General features: G+C 71.4%; 23 protein-coding genes. 10 read left to right on the top strand and 13 right to left on the bottom strand.

The features are described from left to right. Positions 1-66 precede the first annotated feature (66 nt). The 5 genes from afsQ1 to QQS16_RS25895 all read left to right on the top strand — a co-directional run bounded on the left by afsQ1 (position 67) and on the right by QQS16_RS25895 (position 3,836). The gene (afsQ1, locus tag QQS16_RS25915; RefSeq protein ID WP_055611283.1) at positions 67-744 is read left to right on the top strand and encodes a two-component system response regulator AfsQ1; all 678 of its coding nucleotides are present in this window, start codon (positions 67-69) and stop codon (positions 742-744) included. After that, a complete protein-coding gene (locus QQS16_RS25910) occupies positions 741-2,303 on the top strand; it encodes an ATP-binding protein (RefSeq protein ID WP_286064263.1) in 1,563 nt (520 codons plus the stop codon). The genes afsQ1 and QQS16_RS25910 overlap by 4 nt, the downstream gene beginning before the upstream one ends. After that, the gene (locus QQS16_RS25905) at positions 2,303-2,905 is read left to right on the top strand and encodes a hypothetical protein (RefSeq protein WP_286064261.1); all 603 of its coding nucleotides are present in this window, start codon (positions 2,303-2,305) and stop codon (positions 2,903-2,905) included. Before QQS16_RS25910 ends, QQS16_RS25905 begins: the two co-directional genes overlap by 1 nt. 82 nt (positions 2,906-2,987) lie before the next feature. Continuing rightward, complete coding sequence (locus QQS16_RS25900; protein WP_286064260.1) at positions 2,988-3,539, top strand: VanZ family protein; 552 nt, start codon at positions 2,988-2,990, stop codon at positions 3,537-3,539. 93 nt (positions 3,540-3,632) lie between these two features. Next, complete coding sequence (locus tag QQS16_RS25895; protein ID WP_286064258.1) at positions 3,633-3,836, top strand: PspC domain-containing protein; 204 nt, start codon at positions 3,633-3,635, stop codon at positions 3,834-3,836. Between the two features lie 78 nt (positions 3,837-3,914). Here QQS16_RS25895 and QQS16_RS25890 read toward each other — a convergent pair whose 3' ends face one another. Continuing rightward, positions 3,915-4,271, bottom strand: a complete 357-nt coding sequence (locus QQS16_RS25890; RefSeq protein ID WP_286064257.1) for an ATP-binding protein — start codon at positions 4,269-4,271, stop codon at positions 3,915-3,917. A 138-nt stretch (positions 4,272-4,409) separates the two neighbouring features. After that, a complete protein-coding gene (locus QQS16_RS25885; protein ID WP_286064256.1) occupies positions 4,410-5,573 on the bottom strand; it encodes an adenosine deaminase in 1,164 nt (387 codons plus the stop codon). Between the two features lie 113 nt (positions 5,574-5,686). Between QQS16_RS25885 and QQS16_RS25880 the strand changes: the two genes are divergently transcribed. Continuing rightward, positions 5,687-6,448: an alpha/beta hydrolase gene (locus QQS16_RS25880; protein ID WP_286064255.1), complete on the top strand. Its 762-nt coding sequence runs from the start codon at positions 5,687-5,689 to the stop codon at positions 6,446-6,448. A 167-nt stretch (positions 6,449-6,615) separates the two neighbouring features. On the opposite strand, the gene QQS16_RS25875 is transcribed toward QQS16_RS25880, so the two are convergent. Further along, positions 6,616-7,578, bottom strand: coding sequence for a LysR family transcriptional regulator (locus tag QQS16_RS25875; RefSeq protein ID WP_286064254.1), 963 nt, complete (start codon positions 7,576-7,578; stop codon positions 6,616-6,618). Between the two features lie 63 nt (positions 7,579-7,641). Here QQS16_RS25875 and QQS16_RS25870 point away from each other — a divergent pair, with 63 nt between their 5' ends. Beyond that, a complete protein-coding gene (locus tag QQS16_RS25870; protein WP_286064253.1) occupies positions 7,642-8,922 on the top strand; it encodes an MFS transporter in 1,281 nt (426 codons plus the stop codon). Between the two features lie 327 nt (positions 8,923-9,249). Then, on the top strand, positions 9,250-10,269 hold the full coding sequence (locus QQS16_RS25865; RefSeq protein WP_286064251.1) for a sigma-70 family RNA polymerase sigma factor: 1,020 nt from the start codon (positions 9,250-9,252) through the stop codon (positions 10,267-10,269). On the opposite strand, the gene QQS16_RS25860 is transcribed toward QQS16_RS25865, so the two are convergent. Then, positions 10,153-10,539: an STAS domain-containing protein gene (locus QQS16_RS25860; RefSeq protein WP_286064249.1), complete on the bottom strand. Its 387-nt coding sequence runs from the start codon at positions 10,537-10,539 to the stop codon at positions 10,153-10,155. The genes QQS16_RS25865 and QQS16_RS25860 overlap by 117 nt on opposite strands. Positions 10,540-10,701: 162 nt before the next feature. On the opposite strand from QQS16_RS25860, the gene QQS16_RS25855 reads away from it, so the two are divergent. Then, positions 10,702-11,625, top strand: a complete 924-nt coding sequence (locus tag QQS16_RS25855; RefSeq protein WP_286064248.1) for an AEC family transporter — start codon at positions 10,702-10,704, stop codon at positions 11,623-11,625. A gap of 152 nt (positions 11,626-11,777) precedes the next feature. Here QQS16_RS25855 and QQS16_RS25850 read toward each other — a convergent pair whose 3' ends face one another. From QQS16_RS25850 to QQS16_RS25815, 8 genes are all read right to left on the bottom strand, one after another. Continuing rightward, positions 11,778-13,055, bottom strand: a complete 1,278-nt coding sequence (locus QQS16_RS25850; protein ID WP_286066452.1) for a thymidine phosphorylase — start codon at positions 13,053-13,055, stop codon at positions 11,778-11,780. A 90-nt stretch (positions 13,056-13,145) separates the two neighbouring features. Further along, positions 13,146-13,553 carry a cytidine deaminase gene (locus QQS16_RS25845; RefSeq protein WP_286064246.1) on the bottom strand — a complete coding sequence of 136 codons (408 nt, stop codon included), beginning with the start codon at positions 13,551-13,553 and terminating at the stop codon, positions 13,146-13,148. Continuing rightward, a complete protein-coding gene (locus QQS16_RS25840) occupies positions 13,550-14,815 on the bottom strand; it encodes an ABC transporter permease (protein WP_286064244.1) in 1,266 nt (421 codons plus the stop codon). The genes QQS16_RS25845 and QQS16_RS25840 overlap by 4 nt, the downstream gene beginning before the upstream one ends. Further along, positions 14,812-15,936, bottom strand: a complete 1,125-nt coding sequence (locus QQS16_RS25835; RefSeq protein ID WP_286064242.1) for an ABC transporter permease — start codon at positions 15,934-15,936, stop codon at positions 14,812-14,814. The genes QQS16_RS25840 and QQS16_RS25835 overlap by 4 nt, the downstream gene beginning before the upstream one ends. Beyond that, positions 15,936-17,573, bottom strand: a complete 1,638-nt coding sequence (locus QQS16_RS25830) for an ABC transporter ATP-binding protein (RefSeq protein WP_502963842.1) — start codon at positions 17,571-17,573, stop codon at positions 15,936-15,938. Before QQS16_RS25830 ends, QQS16_RS25835 begins: the two co-directional genes overlap by 1 nt. A gap of 152 nt (positions 17,574-17,725) precedes the next feature. Further along, positions 17,726-18,772 carry a BMP family lipoprotein gene (locus QQS16_RS25825; RefSeq protein ID WP_286064240.1) on the bottom strand — a complete coding sequence of 349 codons (1,047 nt, stop codon included), beginning with the start codon at positions 18,770-18,772 and terminating at the stop codon, positions 17,726-17,728. Positions 18,773-19,056: 284 nt separating this feature from the next. Next, the gene (locus QQS16_RS25820) at positions 19,057-20,109 is read right to left on the bottom strand and encodes a BMP family lipoprotein (protein ID WP_286064238.1); all 1,053 of its coding nucleotides are present in this window, start codon (positions 20,107-20,109) and stop codon (positions 19,057-19,059) included. Positions 20,110-20,495: 386 nt separating this feature from the next. Next, positions 20,496-21,743: a M20 family metallopeptidase gene (locus tag QQS16_RS25815; protein ID WP_286064237.1), complete on the bottom strand. Its 1,248-nt coding sequence runs from the start codon at positions 21,741-21,743 to the stop codon at positions 20,496-20,498. A gap of 485 nt (positions 21,744-22,228) precedes the next feature. Here QQS16_RS25815 and QQS16_RS25810 point away from each other — a divergent pair, with 485 nt between their 5' ends. Beyond that, positions 22,229-22,888 carry a class I SAM-dependent DNA methyltransferase gene (locus QQS16_RS25810; RefSeq protein ID WP_286064236.1) on the top strand — a complete coding sequence of 220 codons (660 nt, stop codon included), beginning with the start codon at positions 22,229-22,231 and terminating at the stop codon, positions 22,886-22,888. 229 nt (positions 22,889-23,117) lie between these two features. On the opposite strand, the gene QQS16_RS25805 is transcribed toward QQS16_RS25810, so the two are convergent. Further along, entirely contained in the window at positions 23,118-24,206 is a 1,089-nt protein-coding gene (locus QQS16_RS25805; protein ID WP_286064235.1) for a hypothetical protein, read from the bottom strand. Positions 24,207-24,246 lie beyond the last annotated feature (40 nt).

Raw genomic sequence — 24,246 nt, 5'->3', positions numbered from 1 at the left:
TACAGGGGGAAGCCGTACAAGGACAGGTGTCGCCGCTCCACCCCGCCATGGGCCAGAATGAGCCCCGTGCCTTCCCTGTTGCTGATCGAGGACGACGACGCCATCCGTACCGCCCTGGAGCTGTCTCTGACGCGCCAGGGACATCGGGTTGCCACCGCTGCCACCGGCGAGGACGGCCTGAAGCTGCTGCGTGAGCAGCGGCCGGACCTGATCGTGCTGGACGTGATGCTGCCCGGCATCGACGGGTTCGAGGTGTGCCGTCGTATCCGGCGCACCGATCAGCTGCCGATCATCCTGCTGACCGCGCGCAGCGACGACATCGACGTCGTCGTCGGACTGGAGTCCGGTGCCGACGACTACGTGGTCAAGCCTGTGCAGGGACGGGTGCTGGACGCCCGGATCCGGGCCGTGCTGCGGCGCGGCGAACGGGAGGCGAACGACGCGGCCACCTTCGGTTCGCTGGTCATCGACCGTGCGGCCATGACCGTGACCAAGAACGGCGAGGACCTCCAGCTGACGCCGACCGAGCTTCGGCTGCTGCTCGAACTGAGCCGGCGGCCGGGCCAGGCGCTGTCGCGGCAGCAGTTGCTGCGGCTGGTCTGGGAGCACGACTACCTGGGCGACTCGCGGCTGGTGGACGCCTGCGTGCAGCGGCTGCGCGCCAAGGTCGAGGACGTTCCGTCGTCCCCGACGCTGATCCGTACCGTGCGGGGTGTCGGTTACCGGCTGGACAGTCCTCAGTGACCCGAGCGGGGGGCGGGATCCGCGGCTGGGCCGCGGATCGTCGGGGAGTGTGGGCGACGTTGCGGTTCACCAGTCTGCGGCTGCGGCTGGTCCTCGTGTTCGGGCTGGTGGCGCTGACCGCCGCGGTGTCCGCGTCCGGGATCGCCTACTGGCTCAACCGCGAGGCCGTGCTCACCCGTACCCAGGACGCGGTGCTGCGCGACTTCGAGCAGGAGATGCAGAACCGGGCGGGCGCGCTGCCGGAGCACCCCTCGCAGGACGAACTCCAGCACACCGCGGGCCAGATGGCCAACAGCAGCCAGCGCTTCAGTGTGGTGCTGGTCGCCCAGGACGCGAGCGGTACGACGGTGTACGGCAACTCCGGTGCCCTGAACGGCTTCACGGTCCAGGACGTGCCGGAGTCGCTGCGTGAGGCGGTGAACCGGCGGCAGTCGGTGAACTCCGCCAACAAGTACCCGTACCACCTGTACTGGCAGCGGGTGGGGATCAACGGCTCCCCGTATCTGGTGGCCGGGACCAAGGTGATCGGTGGCGGGCCGACCGGTTACATGCTCAAGTCGCTGGAGCCGGAGGCTAAGGACCTCAACTCCCTGGCCTGGTCGCTGGGGATCGCCACGGCGCTGGCGCTGATCGGCTCCGCGCTGCTCGCGCAGGCCGCCGCGACGACCGTGCTGAAGCCGGTGCAACGCCTGGGCGTGGCCGCCCGGCGGCTCGGCGAGGGGAAGCTGGACACCCGGTTGCGGGTGTCGGGGACCGACGAACTGGCCGATCTGTCACGGACGTTCAACAACGCGGCGGAGGCGCTGGAGAAACGGGTCGCCGACATGGCCGCCCGGGACGACGCCTCCCGGCGCTTCGTGGCGGACATGTCCCACGAACTCCGTACGCCGCTGACCGCCATCACCGCCGTGACGGAGGTGCTGGAGGACGAGCTGGAGATGGGGTCCGGCAGCGTCGACCCGATGATCGAACCCGCCGTACGGCTCGTGGTGAGCGAGACCCGGCGGCTGAACGACCTCGTCGAGAACCTCATGGAGGTCACCCGTTTCGACGCGGGCACCGCGCGGCTGGTGCTGGACGACGTCGACGTCGTCGACCAGATCACCGCGTGCATCGACGCGCGGGCCTGGCTGGACGCGGTGGAGCTGGACGCCGAGCGCGGCATCCACGCCCGCCTCGACCCGCGCCGCCTGGACGTGATCATGGCGAACCTGATCGGCAACGCGCTCAAGCACGGAGGGTCGCCGGTGCGGGTGGGGGTGCGGGAGGCCGACGACAAGGTGGTCATCGAGGTGCGGGACCACGGGCCCGGCATCCCCGAGGACGTCCTGCCGCACGTCTTCGACCGGTTCTACAAGGCCAGTGCCTCCCGGCCGCGTTCGGAGGGCAGCGGCCTGGGCCTGTCCATCGCGCTGGAGAACGCCCACATCCACGGCGGCGAGATCACCGCCGCCAACTCCGCCGAGGGCGGTGCGGTGTTCACCCTGCGGCTGCCGCGGGACACGTCGGACCTCACGGAGGAGGCCGACGACGGCGAGAAGGGCAAGGGGGACGCCTGATGACCGTTCGACGCCTGCTGGCGCTCCCGGTGCTGGCCGCGCTGCTCACCGGGTGCGGGATCCGGGCCACCGAGGTGCCGACCGACTTCGGGCCCGCGCCCTCCCGGGTGCGCTGCTCGCTGTCCGAGCCGGACGCCTCCACCCAGGCCGCGCGCGGCTTGGCGGTGCAGGTGTTCCTGCTGTGCGGCTCGTCGCTGGTGGCCGTCGACCGGGCGCTGCGCGTCGAGGACGGTACGGCGGACTCCGAGCGGCGCGTGCTGGTGGCCCAGGGGCTGCTGGACGAGCTCGCCGCGACGCCGTCGCACGCGGAGAAGGAGGCCGGCTACACCACCGACGTGCGCGGCGGCATCACGGTGAGCCCGCCGCGTCCCGCCGACCCCGCGGACGCGCTGCGGCTGAGCACCCCGCCCCGCGACCTGACCTCCTACGCGCTCGCCCAGCTGGTCTGCACGTTCTCCGACTCGGCGGCGGCGGAGGGCGACGGCTCGGTGATCCTCGGCGGCCCGGCCGCCGAGCGCCCGCGCCGCTACGAGTGCACGGCCGAGGTCCGTACCCGTCCGGGCAGCACCGAGCCGCCGTCGAGCGAGGTGGCGGAGGGCTGACATACCCCTGTGACGCGAGCCTCACGCACGTACCTCCGGGTGTCCCGGAACCGATCGTGCCGAAGGCCGCGTCTTGGGGGGCGTGCAGCGTCAAGGCTCCATCGGCGGCAGCGCCGCGATCAGCGTCCGTGTGGCAGGGGGTGTCCTCCTTGTCGCACATCTCGCGTTCGCCGCCTGGTTCACGCTGCGTCCGCTGGACGTCCCGTGGGTGATGCCCGCCAACTGGCATCCGCTGGCCGGCATCCGGTCCGATCTGGCCCTGGGCCCGCGGGAGGCGACCTGGCGCATCGCCGGCGGGCTCGGCCTGCTCGCCCCGCTGGGCGTGCTGCTCCCGCTGGTCCACGGCAGGCTCACGGTCTCCCCGCTCGCCTCGCTGCTGCGCACGACCGTGGCCGGCGCCCTGATCTCGCTGGGCATCGAGCTGTTGCAGACCGGGGTGCCCGGACAGCGCGTGGACGTCGACTCGCTGATCCTGAACACGGTGGGCGTGGCCCTCGCGTACGCGACCCTCGTCCCGGCGGCCCGCTCCCGCCTCCGCCGCCGGAACGAGCGCGCCGACCTGCGCTCCGTCCGTCAGGATGACCCCTCTCAGGGTCGTACCCCGACGATTCCCAGGGTCGGGATCGCCCCGTAGAGCGACGCTTCGTCCCCTTCGTCTGCGTAGCGTCGACATCAGACGGGGCGGTCACTCGGACCGCCTCCGACGGACGCTCACGAAGGAGCCGCAATGTCCCGCCCCGCCCGCCCCACCAACGGCCGCATGATCGGCGGAGTGTGTGCCGCGCTGGCACGGCGCTTCGGCACCTCCGCGACCACGATGCGCGTCGTCTTCGTGGTCTCCTGCCTGCTCCCGGGCCCGCAGTTCCTGCTCTACATCGCCCTGTGGATCCTGTTCCCGTCGGAGGGCAAGGCCGCGCGCACGGCCTGGTGACCGCTTCGCACGTACGCCGGTGGGGCGCACCCCGTGTCCAGGGGCGCGCCCCACCGGCGCGTTCTCGGGCGGCGCGGGTCAGCCGATCGGCAGACCGTTCACGGGCAGACCGCTCGTCGGCAGGCCCTTGCCGATCGGCAGTCCGCCGAGCAGACCGGCGACCGGGGCGGTCGGTCCCTCGGCGAGCAGGTTCTCGGCAACCGGCTGCACGGCGGTCAGACCCTGACCGAGGGCCGGCTGGGCCTGGGACAGGGCCTCACCGCCGCCCGGCAGCGCCTTGGTGACGTTCTCCGCCGGCAGCGTCTTGGTGACACCGCCCAGCGCCTGCGTGGCGTCCGGGACGGCGGGGGCGGCGTCGGCGGCGCCCGCACCGGCGGCGGCGAAGGCGGCACCGAGGGCGGCGACACCGAGGGTCTTGGCAGCAGACTGCTTCATGAAATGCGTCCTCGAAACGGGGTTACGGGAATGTGATCGGTCCACGACCGTAAACACGTGCAGCCGCCCGCCGCAAACATCGAAACGCGGACGGATGGTGAAGGCCCGCCGCTTTCCGTACCCCCTCATTTCCTCGGTTCAGCCCTCCGATGCCACGGAACCGCTGGTGGAAGCCGTCTGCTGGAACAGCCATTCGGACTTCAGCTCGGCGTATCCGGGCTTGATGACGTCATTGATCATCGCGAGCCGTTCATCGAAAGGAATGAACGCTGATTTCATCGCATTGACGGAGAACCACTGCATGTCGTCGAGCGTGTAACCGAACGCCTCGACAAGGTGCTCGAATTCCCGGCTCATGCTGGTGCCGGACATCAGGCGGTTGTCCGTGTTCACGGTCGCCCGGAAGTGCATCCGGCGCAGCAGCCCGATCGGGTGCTCGGCGTACGAGGACGCCGCCCCGGTCTGGAGATTGGAACTGGGGCACAGCTCCAGCGGGATCCGCTTGTCCCGCACGTAGGAGGCGAGCCGCCCGAGCTGCACCGTGCCGTCCTCGCGGACCTGGATGTCGTCGATGATGCGCACGCCGTGACCGAGCCGGTCGGCGCCGCACCACTGGAGGGCCTGCCAGATCGACGGCAGGCCGAAGGCCTCGCCGGCGTGGATGGTGAAGTGGTTGTTCTCGCGCTTGAGGTACTCGAAGGCGTCGAGGTGCCGGGTGGGCGGGTAGCCCGCCTCCGCGCCCGCGATGTCGAAGCCGACCACGCCCAGGTCGCGGTAGCGGTTGGCGAGTTCGGCGATCTCCAGGGCGCGCGCCGCGTGCCGCATGGCGGTGAGCAGGGCGCCGACCCGGATCCGGTGACCGTTCGCGCGGGCGAGCCGCTCGCCTTCCCGGAAGCCCTCGTTGACGGCCTCGACGACCTCTTCGAGGCTGAGCCCGCCGTTCAGGTGCTGCTCGGGGGCGTACCGCACCTCGGCGTAGACGACCCCGTCCGCGGCGAGGTCCTCGGCGCACTCGGCGGCGACGCGGACGAGCGCGTCGCGGGTCTGCAGCACGCCGACGGTGTGCGAGAAGGTCTCCAGGTACCGTTCCAGGGAACCGGAGTCGGCGGCCTCGCGGAACCAGACGCCGAGCTTGTCCGGATCGGTCTCGGGAAGGTGTGCGTACCCGGTCTCCCGGGCGAGGTCGACGATCGTGCCGGGGCGCAGCCCGCCGTCGAGGTGGTCGTGCAGGAGAACCTTGGGCGCCCGGCGGATCTGGTCCGAGCTCGGGGTGTTCCCCATCCGGTCAGTCTGGCTCGTCATCTCCGCACTCTAACTCCTACGCGCGTAGATCGCCTGGTGTACGAATACGTCGATACGTAACGGTGACCGCACGGCCTGGTGGCGTACACCCGGGCTTCTGACACTGTTCTGTCATGGCACAGCAAGCGACGCCGGTCAGTACGGCCCGACTGGGACGGGCCTTCGGTCCGGAGCCGACGGCGGTGAGCGGAGTGGTCCTGCTCCTTCCCGGCGGCGACGAGGTCTCCCGCCGCCGGCCCTCCCCCCTGCTGGCGACCGCGTCCGTACGGGCGCTGGGGCGCCGGTTCGCCCGTGCGGGCCGTGCCGAGGGGCTCGCCACGCACGTCGTCCACTACCGCTGCCGCGGCTGGAACGGCGGCGAGGCCGACCTGGCCCGCGACGCGACCTGGGCCACCGAGGAAGCGCTCCGGCGTTACGGCGACGTCCCCGTCTGCCTCGCCGGTGTCGACATGGGCGGGCGGGCGGCGCTGCACGCGGGCGGGCACGAGGCCGTCAACTCGGTGGTGGCCATCGCTCCCTGGCTGCCGGAGGACGACGTGGCCGCGCCCCCCGAACCGGTGAAACAGCTCGCCGGGCGACGGGTGCTGATCGTGCACGGCACCAACGACGAGCGGACGGACCCGGAGCTGTCGTTCCGGCTGGCGTCCCGGGCGAAGAAGGCGAACCGGCAGGTGTGCCGGTTCGAAGTGCACTCCGACGGACACGGCTTGCACCAGCACCGGGACGAAGTGCACGCGCTGGTCCAGGACTTCGTGCTGGGGGCGCTGTTCGGGCGGTCCCTGTCACGGCCGGTGGAGGACGCGCTGGCGGCTCCGCCGCCGCTGGGGCTGCGGATGCCGCTCGCCTCCGGCTTCGGGCGGTCCCTTCGCCGTTGAGGACCGGGTTCGGGGGGTGTGCGGGCTGTGTGTGGCTGGTCTCGCGGTTCCCAGGGTCCCCGAGGACCTGAGGTCCTGGAGCCCGGAGCCCTGAGGCCCTGGAGCCCTGGGGCCCTTCTGACGGCTCTCCACGGCGTCGCACAGAGATCCGGCAGGTGCAGGCAGGCCTAACCCGGCAGCAGGTTGCCCTTCCTCGAGAGGAGGAACTTCTTGAAGGCTGCCACGGGGGGTGTGTCCGGGTGGCCGTCGAGCCAGGCCACGCCGATCTCGCGGGCCGCCCTGGGAGCTGTGACCGTCAGTTCCACGACTCCCGGGCGGGGGATGACGGGTGGCGGCAGGAGGGCTACTCCCAGGCCCGCTGCCACCAGGCCCCTCAGGGTTTCCGCCTCCTCGCCCTCGAAGGCGACCCTCGGTCTGAAGCCGGCCTCCTGGCAGAGGTCGTCGGTGATGCGGCGGAGGCCGTAGCCGGGTTCGAGGGTGACGAAGGTTTCGTCGGCGGCCTCGGCCAGGCGGATGCGGCGGCGGGCGGCGAGGCGGTGGTCGGACGGGACGACCAGGCGGAGCTTCTGTTCGTCGAGGCGGCGGGCGACGAGGTCGGGGGCGTCCGGGACGGGAGAGGTGAGGCAGAGGTCCAGCTCGCCCGAGCGCAGGCGTTCGAGCATCGCCTCGCCGTAGTTCTGGACGAGGCTGAACCGGACGCGTGGATGGTCGGCGCGGAAGGCGTGGAGGAGGCCCGGCACGGTCTCGGCGCCCATGGTGTGCAGGAAGCCGAAGGCGACCTTGCCGGTGGCCGGGTCGGCGTCCGCGCGGACCTCGTCGGCGGCCCGCCCGATCTCGGCGAGAGCGCGTTCCACGGAGCCGAGGAAGGTGCGGCCGGCGGGGGTGAGGGACACCGTACGGCCGCGGCGGGCGAACAGGTCGACCCCCAGGTCCTGTTCCAGCCGGACCATGGCCCGGGACAGGGTCGACTGCGGGACCTGCATCTCCTGGGCGGCCCGGGTGACGTGCTCGATCCGGGCGACACCGGCGAAGTGGGCGAGGCGTGGGGCGAGCAGCATCGCCATGTCCGCGGTGTCTTCTGTGTCACCGGACGGTGACCGGTGGGCCTGTGGCCTCTGCTGATGCACCATGGGAACGATTATGACGATTCCGTGCATTGGACGGATGATCGGGGGCGTACGTAGTTTCGAGGCATGTCTCCCGCCAGTACCGGGGCGTCCACCGTCGTGGACGCCGCGTCCTCCGCCCCCGTCGCCGACTCCCGTATGACCCCGGGCGGCCCCGGCTACCGCCGGATGAGCCTCGCCCTCTTCCTCGCCGGTGTCGCGACCTTCGCCCTCCTCTACTCCACGCAGGCCCTGCTGCCGCTGATCTCCGGCGACCTCGGGGTGGCGGCGAGCGAGGCGAGCTGGACGGTGGCGGCGGCGACCGGAGGACTGGCGGTGTTCGTCCTGCCGATGAGCGCCCTGTCGGAGCGTTTCGGACGCCGTACGGTGATGACGGCCTCGCTGGCGGTCGCGGTGACCGTCGGGCTGCTGGTCCCCTTCGCCCCCTCGCTGACCGCGCTGGTCGTGCTGCGGGCGGTGCAGGGCGCGGCGCTGGCCGGGCTGCCGGCCTCGGCGACCGCGTATCTCGCGGAGGAGGTCACGCCCAAGGCGCTGGTCACGGCCATCGGTCTGTTCGTCGCGGGCAACAGCGTCGGCGGGATGAGCGGTCGGGTCATCACCGGCTGGGTCGCCCAGGAGTGGGGCTGGCGGGTCGCGGTCGGGGTGATCGGCGCGGTCGCGCTGGCCTGCGCGGTGGCCTTCCGGGCGCTGCTGCCGACGCCGAAGCACTTCGTGGCGGGCTCGCTGCGGCCCCGGGTGCTGGCCGGCACGGTCCGCGAGCACCTCGCCAACCCGCTGCTGCGCCGGCTGTACGCGATCGGCGCGCTGTTCATGACGGTGTTCGGCGGTGTCTACACGGTCATCGGCTACCGCCTAACCGAGGCTCCCTTCGGACTGCCCCAGGGCATCGTCGGCTCGATCTTCCTGGTCTACCTGGTGGGCACGGTGTCGGCGTCGACGGCCGGCCGGCTGGTGGGCCGGCTGGGCCGGCGGGGCGCGCTGTACGCGGCGGGCGGGACGACGGCGGCGGGGCTGCTGCTGTCCCTGGCCGGCTCGCTCCCGCTGGTGCTGCTGGGCCTGGTCCTGATCACCGGGGGTTTCTTCGCGGGGCACGCGGTCGCGTCGTCGGCGGTCGGCAGGACGGCGACGCGGGGGCGGGCGCAGGCGTCCGCGCTGTACCAGTCGGCGTACTACATCGGCTCCAGTGCGGGGAGCACGGTGGGAGCGGTGGCGTTCCACGCGGGGGGCTGGGCGGGGACGGTCGCCGTCGGCCTGCTGGCGGTGCTCGGCGTCGTGACGATCACGGTGCTCGGCACCCGGGCGGCCAGGATCGCGTCCCGGCGGGGGCCGGTGGCGGCGGCGCACTGAGGGCTTTCTCGCCCCCGCCGCCCCGTCCCGTTCCCGACCCTGGGGACTGCCGCCCCCAGAGCCCCGCTTCGGCCTGAACGGCCTCGTCCTCAAGCGCCGGACGGGCTGAATCCAGCCCCTCCGGCGTTCGCGGAGCGGGGTCCGGGGCGGAGCCCGGGAAGGGCGGGGACTGGAAGGCGCGGCGGGGGCCGAAACCCTCGGCCCGCACCCCTCCGACCTGCTCCTTTCCCCGCTCCACAGGCCATTGTCAGTGCCCTGCGGTAGCTTCCGGAGTGCGAGGCGCGAAGAAGCGCACGACAGAACGGCCACAGGGGCGGGTGGACGACGATGACCCACAGCACGGCGACGACGACAGCAGACCTCGACGTCAGGCTGGAGAAGCACCGGACAGAGCTGACCGGCTACTGCTACCGCATGCTCGGCTCCTCCTTCGAGGCGGAGGACGCGGTCCAGGACACGATGGTCCGGGCCTGGCGCAGCTACGACAAGTTCGAGGGCCGCTCCAGCCTCCGCTCCTGGCTCTACCGCATCGCGACGAACGTCTGCCTGGACATGCTGAGCGCCGGCAACAAGCGCGCCCGCCCCATGGACCTCACCGAGGCCACTCCCCTCGCCCAGGCCGCCCTCTCCCCCCGCCCGGACCACACCTGGCTGGAGCCCATGCCGGACACCCGCGTGCTGCCGACGACCGAGGACCCGGCGGAGGCGGCGGTCGCCAAGGAGTCCGTGCGGCTCGCCTTCATGGCCGCCCTGCAACAGCTCCCGCCCAAGCAGCGCGCCGTGCTGATCCTGCGCGAGGTGCTGGCCTGGAAGGCGAGCGAGGTCGCCGAACTGCTCGGCACCTCGGTCGCGTCGGTCAACAGCGCGCTCCAGCGGGCGCGCGCGACGCTCGCCGAGCGGGAGCAGCACGGCGCCGACGCGGCCGTGTCCGACCCGCTGGACGAGGAGCAGCAGAAGCTCCTGGAGCGCTATGTGGCGGCCTTCGAGGGCTATGACATGACGGCGCTGACGGCCCTGCTGCACGAGGACGCCGTCATGACGATGCCGCCGTTCGACCTGTGGCTGACCGGCCACGACGACATCACGGGCTTCATGACGACGCTCGGCGCCCCCTGCGCGGGCTCCCGGCTGCTGCCCGTCCAGGTGAACGGTCTGCCCGGGTTCGCCCAGTACAAGCCCGACCCGGAGCAGGGCGGCTTCATGCCGTGGGCGGTGCAGGTGCTGGAGATCTCAGACGGGCGGATCACCGGGTTCCACTGCTTCCTCGACACCCAGCGCTGGTTCCCGCTGTTCGGGCTCCCCCTCCACCTCGAAGCGGAGACCGACCAGGTCGAGGAGGGCGTGTAGCGCGGGGGCCGGGTCCCGCAGCCGGATCCGGGCCCCGGCCCGCCGGGCGGTGAGCTCCAGCCGCGCCAGCAGGTCGACGGTGCCGAGCCCCGGCGGCCCGAGCCCCGCGACATCGCACACCACGGCCCGGGCGCCGGTGCTCTCCAGCAGCGTCCGCACGTCGTCGCACAGCCCGGTCACCTCGTCCCGGGTGACGGGGCCGGCCAGTACGAGTACAGCGGGTGTCATGGCGTCCACGTGCGGTAGACCGGGCGGGCGGGCGTAACTCATCGCGGCCGGCGACTTCCGCCGCCGTGCGGGGGCGTCCGCGGCGGTCCACCGACCGGGATCACATTGACCTGCCGCCCTCCTGCCCCGGAGGGTTGCCTGTATGCCCCAACCATCGTCACCGCCCCGGATACCGCACGCGCTCCTCACCTCCGAGGAGGTCCCGTGCAGGGGGTGCTGACGGGGTTCGCGGTCATCGCCGTCGTCATCGGCGTCGGCTATCTGCTCGGGCGGGGCGGCCACCTCGGCGAGCACGGCCGCGAGGTGCTGACCAAGCTGGCGTTCCACGTGGCGTCGCCGGCCCTGCTCTTCACCACACTGGCCCGGGCCGACCTGTCGACGGTCTTCTCCAGCCGCCTGCTCGTGACCGCGCTGAGCACCGCGGCGGCGGCGGGCGTCTTCGTCGCGGTGGGCGCCGTACGCGGCTGGGGTGTGGGCCGTACGACGATCGGCGCGCTGTGCTCCAGCTACGTCAACGCGGGCAACCTCGGCATTCCCATCGCCGTGTACGTCCTGGGCGACGCCTCGCTGGTGGCACCGGTGCTGCTGTTCCAGCTCCTGCTGCTCACCCCGGTCGCGCTGACGATCCTGGACCTGTCGGGAAGGGACGGCGAGAAGGGCCCGCTGTGGCAGCGTCTGCTCACCCCGCTGCGCAATCCGATCGCGCTCGGCTCACTCGCCGGGGTCACGGTCTCGGCGGCCGGGGTGCGCGTCCCCGCCCCCGTCATGGACCCCGTCACCCTGATCGGCAACATGTCCGTCCCGGCGGTCCTGCTGGCCTTCGGCATCTCGCTGTGCGGCAGCACGATGCCGGGCCGCGGCCCGGACCGCCACCTGGTCCTGCTCTCGGTCGCGCTGAAGTCGGTGGGCCAGCCGGCCGTGGCGTGGGCACTGGCGGCCGGGGTGTTCGGACTGCGCGGGGCCCAGCTCCTCGACGTGGTGGTGACGTCGGCCCTCCCGGCCGCGCAGAACCTGTTCACGTACGCGTCGCGCTACGGGGTGGGCGAGCGGCTGGCCCGCGACTCGGTCCTGGTGTCGACGGTGCTGTCGGTACCGGTGCTGGTGGTGGTCGCGACCCTGCTCGGCTGACTCACGTCCCGGGAACTCGAAGGTGCCGATGACGAGATCGAAGAGAACGGTGAGAGCGGTTCGGCGCTCCGCCGTCGGCGCGTCACCGGCTCCGCCATGCCGGACGGGACCGGCGGGGGTCCACCGATCCCGTTCGCCCGGATGAGGAGAGGTCAGGCGATACGTTCCAGCACCACCGGCGACGCCGTGAACGCCGTTCCCGGCGCGGCGATGTCGTAGGAGCCCTCGACCGCCTGGAGCGCGTATGCGAAGCGCTCGGGGGTGTCCGTGTGGAGGGTCAGCAGGGGCTGGCCCTCGGTCACCGTGTCGCCGGGCTTGGCGTGCAGTTCCACGCCCGCGCCGGCCTGCACCGGGTCCTCCTTGCGGGCGCGGCCGGCGCCCAGGCGCCAGGCGGCGACACCGACGCCGTAGGCGTCCAGGCGGGTCAGGACGCCCGAGGAGGACGCCTTGACGACGTGCTGCTCCTTCGACGTGGGCAGTGCCGCGTCCGGGTCGCCGCCCTGGGCCGCGATCATGCGGCGCCAGACGTCCATCGCGGAGCCGTCGGCCAGGGCCTTCGCCGGGTCGGCGTCCTTGACGCCCGCCGCGTCCAGCATCTCGCGGGCGAGGGCCAGGGTCAGCTCGACCACGTCCGCCGGGCCACCGCCCGCCAGGACCTCGACCGACTCGCGGACCTCCAGCGCGTTGCCCGCGGTCAGCCCCAGCGGGGTCGACATGTCCGTGAGCAGGGCGACCGTGCGCACGCCGTGGTCGGTGCCGAGGCCGACCATCGTGGACGCCAGTTCGCGGGCGTCCTCGATCGTCTTCATGAAGGCGCCGGTGCCGACCTTCACGTCGAGGACCAGCGAGCCGGTGCCCTCGGCGATCTTCTTCGACATGATCGAGGAGGCGATCAGCGGGATGGCCTCGACCGTGCCGGTCACGTCCCGCAGGGCGTAGAGCTTCTTGTCGGCGGGGGCCAGGCCGTCGCCCGCCGCGCAGATGACCGCGCCGGTGCCGTCGAGCACGGAGAGCATCTCCTCGTTGGAGAGCAGCGCCCGCCAGCCGGGGACGGACTCCAGCTTGTCCAGCGTGCCGCCGGTGTGGCCGAGGCCGCGGCCGGACAGCTGCGGGACCGCCGCGCCGCAGGCGGCGACCAGCGGGGCCAACGGGAGGGTGATCTTGTCGCCGACGCCTCCCGTGGAGTGCTTGTCGGCGGTCGGGCGGGACAGCGCCGAGAAGTCCATGCGCTCGCCGGAGGCGATCATCGCGGCCGTCCAGCGGGCGATCTCGCGGCGGTTCATGCCGTTGAGCAGGATCGCCATGGCGAGCGCGGACATCTGCTCGTCGGCGACCTCCCCGCGGGTGTACGCGTCGATGACCCAGTCGATCTGCGCGTCGCTGAGCTCACCGCGGTCCCGCTTGGTGCGGATGACGGAGATGACGTCCATGGCCATGGCGTGGCCTTCCTTCCGAAAAGCAGGCGGAAACCGCGCGGCCCTCCGAGCGGCCGGAGGGGGTCCGGAGGGACCGCGCGGGACTTACTTGGCGAGATGGCCCGGCCCGAAGGCCTGCGGCAGCATCCGGGACAGCGGCAGGACGCCCTCCGGAGTCTCCAGGAGCAGGTCGGGGCCGCCGAACTCGTACAGCAGCTGCCGGCAGCGGCCGCACGGGACGAGGATGTCGCCCCGGCCGTCCACGCAGGTGAAGTGCGTGAGGCGGCCTCCTCCGGTGTTCTGCAGCTCGGAGACCAGTCCGCACTCGGCGCACAGGCCGAGACCGTAGCTGGCGTTCTCCACGTTGCAGCCGGTGACCGTACGGCCGTCGTCGACCAGGGCCGCCACACCGACCGGGTAGCCGGAGTACGGGGCGTACGCCCGGGACATGGCGTCCCGGGCCGCCGTGCGCAGCTCCTCCCAGTCGACGGAGGCCGGCCCGGGCGGGGTCACTTGCCCTGTCCCTTCCGGTAGGGCATGCCGTCCGCCTTCGGCATCCTCAGGCGCTGCGCGGAGAGCGCGAGCACGACCAGCGTGATGACGTACGGCGTGGCGGAGACGACCTGGTTCGGCACCTCGTTGGTGCCGGCGTACCAGGCGAACACCAGCGCGCCGACGACCAGCGTGATCGCCGCCTGTACGTACTTCTTGCGCACCGCCAGCCAGATCGCGCCGATGACCAGCAGTAGCGCGCCGAGCAGCAGCAGCGCGTGCACGTTCTCCGAGCCGCCGCGCAGGTTGAGGCTGTCGGTGTAGCCGAACAGGCCCGCGCCGATGGCAAGGCCGCCCGGCATCCAGTTGCCGAAGATCATCGCGGCGAGGCCGATGTAGCCGCGGCCGCTGGTCTGGCCCTCCAGGTAGAAGGGGTTGGCGACGATGGCGAGGAAGGCGCCGCCGAGGCCGGCCAGACCGCCGGAGATGATCACGGCCAGGTACTTGTACTTGTAGACGTTCACCCCGAGGGACTCGGCCGCGACCGGGTTCTCGCCGCAGGAGCGCAGCCGCAGACCGAACGCGGTGCGCCACAGGATCCACCAGGTGCCGGGGATCAGCGCGATGGCGAGGAGGGTCAGCCAGGAGACGTTGGTGACCAGGCCGCCGAGCAGGCCGGCGATGTCGGAGACGAAGAACCAGCCCTTCTCGTTCAGATCCCTGAGCGCGTCGGAGAGCCCGGGCACGGTGAAGTTGCCGAGCGAGTCCACCGGCGGGGACTGCTTGGCCGAGCCGCCCGTGTGGCCTTCGAAGGCGAGCGGGGCGAGGTAGCGGGTGGCGCCGAGGGCGAGGATGTTGATGGCCACGCCGGAGACGATGTGGTTGACGTTGAAGGTGACGGTGACCAGGGCGTGCAGCAGGCCGCCGAGCGCGCCGCCGATGATGCCGACCAGGACGCCGGTCCACGGGCCCCACTGGAATCCGGCCCAGGCACCGAACCAGGTGCCGAGGATCATCATGCCTTCGAGGCCGATGTTGACGACGCCCGCGCGCTCGGCCCACAGACCGCCGAGACCGGCGAGGCCGATCGGCACGGCGAGCTGGAGCGCGGTGGACATCTGGCTGACGTTGGTGATGCCGTCGGCGCCGGTGATGATGCGGACGATCGAGGTCAGCGCCAGGGCGCCGGCGATGACCAGCAGCAGCACGGGCAGCGACATACGGCGGCCGGTCGGCGCCGCGGGCTGGAGCGTGGGCTGGTTGAGGTCGGTCACGGTGGTCATCGGCCGGCCACCTCCTTCTTCACGTTGTCGGTGGCGCCGAGGACGTGTCCCGCGGCGAGTTCGGCGCCGACCCGGCGCTGCTGGCGGCGCAGACCCCACTCGCGTACGGCCTCGTACGAGACGACGACCGAGAGCACGATCAGGCCCTGCATGATGACCGCGATCTCCTTGTCGTAGTCGTAGAAGTCCAGTTCGGGCGAGGCCTTGTCGAGCCAGGCCCACAGCAGGGCGGCGAAGGCGATGCCGACCGGGCTGTTGCGGCCGAGCAGGGCGATGCCGATGCCGAGGAAGCCGATGCCGGTGGGGAAGTTCAGGCTGTAGGTGTGGGTGTCGCCGAGCAGGATCGGCAGGCCCGCGAGACCGGCGACGGCACCGGAGATCAGCATGGCGCTGAGCACCATCCGCTTGGGGTCGACACCGCTGGCCGCGGCGGCGGACTCGGAGGCGCCGGAGGCGCGCAGGTCGAAACCGAAGCGGGTGCGGTTGAGGACGACCCAGTAGCCGATGCCCAGCAGCACGGCGAGGATGACCAGGCCGTAGATCTCACCGGCCGCGCCCATGTCGATGCCGGGCACCCAGCCGGACTCGGCCATCTCGCCGGTGGTGCTGTTGTTGCCGACCTTGACGCCGAAGACGTTCGGCAGCCAGAGGTAGCCGATGACGGAGGTGGCGATGGCGTTCAGCATGATCGTGGCGACGACCTCACTGACCCCGCGGGTGACCTTGAGGACACCGGCGATGCCGGCCCAGAACGCCCCGGTGCAGATCGCGGTCAGCAGCAGCAGCGGGATCTGGAGGAAGGCGGGCAGGTCCACGTGGGCGCCGACGATCGCCGCCATGATGGCGCCGAGCAGGTACTGGCCGTCCACGCCGATGTTGAACAGGTTCATCCGGAAGCCGATGGCCACCGCGAGGGCCGCGACGTAGTACAGCGAGGCCTGGTTGATGATCAGGACCTGGATGTCGGAGAACGTGGCCTGCTCGAACATGATCTGGAACGGCTCGAACGGGTTCTTGCCCGAGGCGATCAGGACGATCGCGGACAGGGCGAAGGCCACGGCGAGCGCGATGACCGGGCCGGCCACCGCGAGGAGCACGCGCTCCTTGTCGAACTTCTTCATCAGCGGGCCTCGTCTTCCGGAGTCCTCGGCGCGGCTGCCGGGGGCTCAGGGGCGTCATCAGCGGTGTCGTCGTGTTCGAGGTGTCCGGTCGCGGCACCCGTCATGGCCGAACCGAGTTCCTCCGGGGTGATGGCGGCCGGGTCGGCGTCGGCGACCAGCTTGCCGTTGTAGATCACGCGGAGGGTGTCGGACAGGCCGATCAGCTCGTCGAGGTCGGCGGAGATCAGCAGCACGGCCAGGCCCTCGCGACGGGCCTCACGGATGTGGTCCCAGATCGCGGCCTGCGCGCCGACGTCCACCCCGCGGGTGGGGTGGGCGGCGATCAGGAAGCGCGGCTTGTGGGTCATCTCGCGGCCGACGATCAGCTTCTGCTGGTTGCCGCCGGACAGGGACGCGGCGGTGACGTCGATGCCGGGGGTGCGGACGTCGTACGCCTCGACGATCCGGCGGGTGTCCTCCTGGGCGGCCTTCGGGTCCAGCCAGACGCCCTTGGCGTTGGGCTTCTCCGTGACGTGCCCGAGGATGCGGTTCTCCCAGAGGGGGGCCTCCAGGAGCAGGCCGTGACGGTGGCGGTCCTCGGGGATGTAGCCGATGCCCTGCTCGCGGCGCCTGCGGGTGGGCCAGGCGGTGATCTCGTCCTCGGCGAGCGAGATGGTGCCCGAGTCGGCGGCCTTGAGGCCGATGAGCGCGTCCACCAGCTCGGTCTGGCCGTTGCCCTCCACACCGGCGATGCCCAGGATCTCGCCCGCGTGGATGGTGAAGGTGATGTCGTCGAGGAGCGCCTTGCCGCCCACCGCCTCCAGCCGCAGCTTCTCCACGGTGAGGACGGGGCGGTCGGTGACCGTCGACTCGGCGGTCTCCGGCGTGGGCAGCTCGCTGCCGACCATCATCTCGGCGAGCTGGCGCGGGGTGGTCTCGGCGGGCACGGCGGTGCCGACGGTGGTGCCGCGGCGGATGACCGTGATCTCGTCGGCGACGGAGAGGACCTCGCCCAGCTTGTGGGAGATGAAGATGACCGACAGGCCCTCGGACCTGAGCTCGCGGAGGTTGGCGAACAGCGCGTCCACCTCCTGCGGCACCAGGACCGCCGTCGGCTCGTCCAGGATCAGCGTGCTGGCGCCGCGGTAGAGGACCTTGAGGATCTCCACGCGCTGGCGGGCGGCCACGCCGAGCTCCTCGACCAGGAGGTCGGGCCGGACGTCGAGGCCGTAGCGCTCGGAGAGCTCCTTGATCTTGCGGCGGGCCTTGGCGCCGATGCCGTACAGCTTCTCGCTGCCCAGCACCACGTTCTCCAGCACCGTGAGGTTGTCGGCGAGCATGAAGTGCTGGTGGACCATGCCGATGCCGCGGGCGATGGCGTCGGCCGGCGAGGAGAAGGTGACCTGCTCGCCGCCGACCGCGATGGTTCCCTCGTCCGGCTTCTGCATGCCGTAGAGGATCTTCATCAGCGTCGACTTGCCGGCCCCGTTCTCGCCGACCAGGGCGTGGACGGTGCCCTTGCGGACGGTGAGGTGGATGTCGTGGTTGGCCACGACGCCCGGGAAACGCTTGGTGATCCCGGCGAGTTCGACGGCGGTCGTCTGACCGTTGACCGCCGCTCCGGCCGGAGGGCTGCTGGACGCGTTGATGGCGCACACTCCTGGGGACGGGGGTCGTCTACGCGCGTAGCGCCCCTACGGCATCGAAAGGGGCGTCGCACCGAGACAACGGGGTACGGGGAGCCAGCCTCCCCGTACCCCGTTGAGCGGACGTAACCCCGCGGTTACACGCTGCTCGAGGTGTTGCTGTGTCAGCTGCTCTTGACCTTGATCTCGCCGCTGATGATCTTCTCCTTGGCCGTCTTGATGGCGTCCTGCAGCTCGGCGTCGTCCGCGAACTTCGGGTTGGAGTCCGAGAGGCCGACCTCACCGGTCTTCAGATCGCCCCTGACGATACCGGTCTCGGGCTTGCCGTCCTCGACCGACTTCGCGAGGTTGTACACCGCCTTGGCGACGTCCTTCAGCGCGGAGGTGAGGATGGAGTCCTTGTACTTGGCGAGGGCTTCCTGCCGGTACTGGTCGGAGTCGACACCGATCGCCCAGACCTTGTTGGCGGCGGCGGCCTCGATCACGCCCTGGCCGGACAGACCGGCGGCCGCGTAGACGACGTCGGCCTTCTTCTCGATCTGGCCCTCGGCGGCCGTCTTGCCCTTGTCGGGGCTGGAGAAGCCGCCCTCCTCCGCGGTCTGCGTGAGGTACTGCGGGAGCACCTTGACCTTGGGGTCGGTGTCCTTCACGCCCTGCTCGAAGCCGGCCTGGAACTTGTGGATCAGCGGGATGTCGACACCGCCCACGAAGCCTACGACCTTGGTCTTGCTGGCCTTGGCGGCCGCGACACCGGCGAGGTACGAGGCCTGCTCCTCGGAGAAGACCAGGTCGGCCACGTTCTTCGCCTCGATCGTGGAGTCGTCCACGATGCCGAAGGTGGTGTCCGGGTACTTCGCCGCGACCTCCTTGACGGCCGGCGCGTAGGCGTAGCCGACACCGATCACCGGGTTGAAGCCCTGCTTGGCCAGCGAGGACAGCCGCTGGGCCTTGTCGGCGTCGGTCTCGCCCTCGGTGGGCTCGACGTCGTCGGTCTCGTAGCCGAACTCCTTCTTCGCCTGCTCCAGGCCCGCGTACGCCGCGTCGTTGAAGGACTGGTCGCCCTTGCCGCCGACGTCGTACGCGATGGCCAGACCCTTGTCGCCCTTCGACTCCGACGAGCTGGAGGTCGAGGTCCCGCCGCAGGCGGAGAGCGCGAGGGCCAGAGAGGCGGTCGCTGCGCCTGCGACCGTGATCCGGGAAATCCGGCGCATGTGTGGTGCTCCTGTCGTACGAGCGCCGGACGGTTCAGCTTCGGCGCTGGCTTCGCCGCAGATTAACGCGCGTAGACCTGCCTGAAAACCCCTTCTGTCCACCTTGTTATCGGCCCGTGGCCAACCCGCTCCCCGCCTCCGTCACAGGCTTGCCGACCGCAAAGGGAAGGTGGCGCAGGGTGACCTGCGCCGGCAACGCCGAAGCGGGCGGGCACCCTCAGGCGCCCGCCCGCTTCACACGGATTCGACCACGTTCGCCCCTCGGGGCGATACGCGGGCCGGTCCTACTCGGTCTTCACCTTGATGGTGCCGTCGATGATCTCACCCTTGGCCTTGGCCACCGCGTCGGAGAGGCCAGCGATCTTTCCGAACTCGGGGTTGGTCTCGGCCAGACCCACACCGTCGACCTTCAGGTCGAAGGTCTGCGTGCCGGTCAGCGGCTTGCCGTCCTCGACGGACTTCGCCAGGGAGTACACCGCACCGCCGACGTCCTTGAGCGCGGACGTGAGGATGTAGCTCTTGTACGAGGCGAGGGCCGCCTGCTGGTACTGGTCGGAGTCGACACCGATCGCCCAGACCTTCGCCTTGGCGGCGGCCTCGATCACGCCCTGGCCGGACAGACCGGCCGCCTGGTAGATGACGTCGGCCTTCTTCTCGATCTGGCCCTCGGCGGCGGCCTTGCCCTTGTCGGGGCTGGAGAAGCCGCCCTCCTCCGCGGTCTGCGTGAGGTACTGCGGGATGACCTTGACCTTGCCGCCGCTGGTGTCCTGGACGCCCTGCTTGTAGCCGGCCTCGAACTTGTGGATCAGCGGGATGTCGACACCGCCCACGAAGCCGACGGTGTTGGTCTTGGTGGCCTTGGCGGCGGCGACGCCGGCGAGGTAGGAGGCCTGCTCCTCGGCGAAGACGAGGGACGCCACGTTGTCGCCCTCGACCACCGAGTCGACGATGCCGAAGGTCGTCTTCGGGTACTTCTTGGCCACCGCCTCCATCGCGGGACCGTAGGCGAAGCCGACGCCGATGACCGGGTTGTAGCCCTGCTTGGCGAGGGAGGACAGACGCTGTTCCTTGTCCGCGTCGGTCTCGCCCTCGGTGGGCTCCACGTCGTCGGTCTTGTAACCGAACTCCTTCTGGGCCTTCTGCAGGCCGGCGTACGCGGCGTCGTTGAAGGACTGGTCGCCCTTGCCGCCGATGTCGTACGCGATGGCGAGCCCCAGGTCGTCCTTGGTCTCGGTGTCGCTGCCGCTGTCGCTGCTGGTCCCGCCACAGGCGGTGGCGGCGAGTGCGAGCGACGCGACCCCCACCGCGACGCGGGTCAGTTTGGATATCTGACGCATCTCGAAGTTCCCCATTCTCCAAAGCCCCGCAGTGGGTGCTGAGTTCGGCGCAGAGTAACGCGCGTAGACACTCCTGGGAACGGGGCTTTGCGTGGCCGTTATCCATTCGTGCCGATGGCCGGTTACGTCCCTGTGAACCACCGGAGCGAAAGGTGCTGTTGTGACATTGCACCCTTCGGGTTCCCCGACTGTCCGTACACCTGGGGCGCCCGCAGCGTGATGACGCGCCTGTCCGAGCGCCACGGGCCCAGATTCCCTCGGCTCCGCCCCGGTCGCAACCGGAGCGGAGCCGAGCGCGGGTGGCGGACGTCCGGAGCACGGCCCCGGTGCCGCCCGTCGGAGCGCGGCCCCCTACCGCCCGGCCGGCGCGAGCCCGGGTCCCGGTACTAGACGGCCGGCGCGGGGGACGGGAGCCGCAGACCGGCGTCGATCAGCGCGGCCGCCGTGAACAGTTCCACGCCCACCTTGATCGCGGACTCGTCAGCGTCGAAGTCGCCCTGGTGAAGATCGCGCACGGTCCGCTCGCCGGGGGTGCGCACGCCCAGGCGGGCCATGGCGCCGGGCACGTGCTGGAGGTACCAGGAGAAGTCCTCGCCGCCGAGGCTCTGCACGGTGCTCTCCACGGAGTCGGCGCCCCGGCGTGCCGTCATGGCGTCCCGGAGCAGCTCGGTGACCTCGGGGTCGTTGACCACGGGCGGGACTCCGCGCACGTAGTTGATCTCCGACTTGGCCCGGTGCAGGTTGGCGACCTCGTCGATCGCGGCGACCACGATGTCGGGCGCGTCCCGCCAGGCGTCGATGTCCAGGCAGCGCACGGTCCCGGCGAGCTCGGCGCGCTGCGGGATCACGTTCGGGGCGTGGCCCGACTCGATCCGGCCCCAGGTCACGGCGAGTCCGGCGCGGGTGTCGATGCGGCGGGCGACGAGCGCGGGCACGTCGGTGACCACCCGGGCGGCGGCGGTGACCAGGTCGGTCGTCAGATGGGGGCGGGCGGTGTGTCCGCCGGGTCCGGCGAGGGAGATCTCCAGCCGGTCGCAGGCGGAGGTGATGGCGCCCGCGCGCAGTCCGATCCGTCCGGCGTCGACCCGGGGGTCGCAGTGCACGGCGATCATCTGTCCGACGCCTTCGAGTACCCCGCAGTCGATGGCGTCGGCGGCGCCGCCGGGCAGCACCTCCTCGGCGGGCTGGAAGATCAGCCGCACCGGCCGGGGCAGCAGGCCCTGCCGGTGCAGGTCCGCGAGCACCAGTCCGGCACCGAGCACGACGGTCGTGTGGACGTCGTGGCCGCAGGCGTGGGCCCGGTCCGGCACGGTGGAGCGGTACGGGCACTCGGTCTTCATGTCCGGGATGGGCAGGCCGTCGATGTCGGCGCGGAGGGCGAGCATGGGCCGGCCCTCGTCCCACTCGCCGATGTCACACACGAGCCCGGTGCCGACGGGCAGGACGCGCGGCTTCAGGCCCGCCTTCTCCAGCCGCTCCTTGATCGCCGCCGTGGTGCGGAACTCCTGGTTGCCCAGCTCGGGGTGCATGTGCAGGTCGCGGCGGAAGGCGACGAGCTCGGCACGGAGCGCCTCGGGCAGCGCTCCGGGAAGCAGGGCTTCCCCGGGAAGATCGGCCTCGGACTCTAGGGACATCAATTGCTTCACCCTCTGAAGGGTAGGACGCCCGACCGGTCAACTGACCCTCGATCAACAAAAGATCAGCCCGTTAGGGGAAGAAAATCTGACCGCCGGACGCATATGTACCGTTCGGGATGGGTACACTCGCCGATTTTCCGGCGGAGTGCGTGCCGTGTGACACCAACCCTTCCTCCACGGATACCACGCCTGACCAAGAAGAAGCCCCTGTGTTCATCTGTCGGACGATCGGGGGTGGTGGTCGCGAGGGGCCGCGCCGACCCCCCGCGATCCGGCGAAAGCCCAGGTCAATGCCCTGATCGGGAGTCCTGTGACCGTTCGTCGTGATCCGGGGCGGTGTGTACGAGACCACACTTTGCCTCGCGCTCCACCTCCGCTCCACCTCTGCTCCGGCGGTTGTCCGGTGACCGCCCGGTGACCGTCCGGCGGCCGTCAGCCGAAGCGCGAGCGGTGCTTCGGCGGCGCGGCTAGGGTGCGGCAGCGTGAGTGCTCAGGATCCGGAGTTCATAGCGGCCACCCGCAGCTCGTACGACGCCGTCGCCGGCCTGTACGGCGCGCACCACCCCGACGGGCTGGGCGACAGACCGCTGGAGCGCGGGCTGCTCGGCACGTTCGCCGAGCTGGTGCGGGCGGGGGGCACCGCTTCCGTGGCCGACCTGGGCAGCGGGCCCGGACACGTGACCGCCCGGCTGCACGCGCTCGGTCTGCCGGTCTTCGGGGTCGACGTCTCGCCGCGGATGGTGGAGCCGGCCCGCCGGGCCCACCCCGAGCTGCGCTTCCACGTGGGTTCCCTGACGGCCCTGGACCTGCCGGACGGGTCCCTCGGCGGGATCGTCGCCCTGGACTCGATCATCCACGTGCCCGACGCGCACCTGCCCGGGGCGTTCGCCGGGTTCCGTCGCGTGCTGGCGCCCGGCGGGCAGGTCCTGCTCGCCTTCCAGTCGGGCGACAAGGAGGAGCGCCTGCACCTGGCGGAGCGCTTCGGCCGGCAGATCTCGCTCGACCACTACTGGCGTACGCCACAGACCGTGGCCGGCCACCTCGCCGAGGCGGGCCTGCGGACGCGGGTCCGGCTGCTGCGCGAACCGTACGGGGACGAGACCCGCCCGCGCGCCTACCTCCTCGCCGACAAGCCCGCGTGAGGCGTGGTGGCGCGCCCGCGGAGGGCGGGGCGCTCGGCCCGGACCCGACGGACCGGCCGTACGGTCCGCTGGTCCGCCCTCGGAAGCCCCGGGATGACGCCGGCCACGGGCGCCGCCGCCCGGAGCGCGACCGGGTCACTGGTCCCTGGCACCCGTGCGCAGGCGTCCGTCTGCTTGTGCCGTGGCAGGCAACGTTCGCCCCGTCGCGCAAACGTTGCCTGCCGCGGCACTAGACCGCCGTGACCGCCGACAGGCGGTGGACGTCGCGGGCCGTGCCCGTCACGCCGGACAGGAAGCCCTGGGCCCGCGGGGAGGCCTTGTCGGTGAGCCAGTCGGGGTCGATGTCGCAGACCGCGACCCGTACCTCCGTGCCGGCCAGGGCCAGCGGGAGGGTGTGGACCACGGTCGAGGGGAAGCTGAGGATCGTCCGGCCGACCGGGCCGCGGCGGGCGATCAGTTCCAGGGGGAGGTCGGGGCGGACGATCTCCAGTCCCGATTCCACGGCCAGCCGGTGGAGCTTCTCCGTGCTCTCGCGGCGGTGGGCGAAGTACCGGGTCGCCCCGTGCGTCTTCGCCAGGGACTGGACGGCCTCCAGATAGCGGTCGGTGTCGACGACCCCCGTCTCCACCAGTGAGGTGCCGACCATGTCGGCGCCCTTGGTGATCCGGGGCGGGCCGAACCGGCCGCGTGTCCAGGCGAAGGTGTTCGCGGTGACCGTGACCCCGGCCGGGGGCTCCTCCATCGGCATGGAGGAGAAGATCTCCACCCGGTGGTCCTCGCTCGGCGTCAGCCGCCTGCGGGCCACCGACGACACCGGCGCGAAGACCAGGTCCCGGGGACCGGGCCGGCCGCCCTTGCGGTGCCAGCGGACCAGGCGCTCACCGCTGGCCAGCTGGGCGACGAACTCCATGGTCGCCGTGCCGTCGTCGACCACGACCAGGTCGCGGGCGCGGGTGATCGTCAGCAGCAGCTGGACGTAGCGGGAGAAGGGGTCGCCGAGGACGACCCGGTCGGCCCGCCGGAGCATCCCGGTCAGGCCGCCGATGGTCTGGAACGGGGCCATGGCACCACCCCGCGCCTCCTCCCAGCGGACCTCGTGGCCCTCCTCGCGGGCGAGTTCGGCCATGCGGCGCAGTTGGCCGCGGGTCATGGGGTCGATCGGGGACAGGACGACGAGGGTGAGCCCCGCGCCGGGTGCGTCCTCGTGCTCCCGCGTGCGGGCGTGCTCGTGCGCCCACTCCAGCACGTTCAGCAGCTGTACCGGACTCTCCACGAAGGCGAGGGTGCGGGGGCCGGCGGATCCGGCGCGGCGGCTCATCTACGAAACGACCGTCCCGTCGTGAGTGATGCTCTGGTGG

The organism is Streptomyces sp. ALI-76-A (assembly GCF_030287445.1).
GTDB lineage: Bacteria > Actinomycetota > Actinomycetes > Streptomycetales > Streptomycetaceae > Streptomyces.
This window is presented reverse-complemented; position numbering and strand designations above follow the sequence as displayed.